Source organism: Staphylococcus sp. CoH_129_LAB_1 (assembly GCF_058191515.1).
In genome coordinates, this window is sequence record NZ_JBXWKZ010000085.1 from 1 (window position 1) to 252 (window position 252).

At 36.1% G+C, this 252-nt stretch carries 1 tRNA gene; it reads right to left on the minus strand.

From position 1 onward, the window contains the following. Positions 1-82: 82 nt before the first annotated feature. Positions 83-159: transfer RNA gene (locus AC2FB1_RS11225), tRNA-Ile, on the minus strand. Positions 160-252 lie beyond the last annotated feature (93 nt).

The following is a 252-nucleotide window of genomic DNA, read 5'->3' on the forward strand; positions in this document are numbered from 1 at the left end:
GCTTATTTAAAACTCTATTCACTCGGTTTTGCTTGGTAAAATCTATTTACTTACTTATCTAGTTTTCAATGTACAAATTTAATGGTGGGCCTGAGTGGACTCGAACCACCGACCTCACGCTTATCAGGCGTGCGCTCTAACCAGCTGAGCTACAGGCCCATTAAATATTTGAATATTTAAAATAAACATTCAAAACTGAATACAATATGTCACGTTATTCCATATCATCTCTACGAGATGTTCCGAATATAT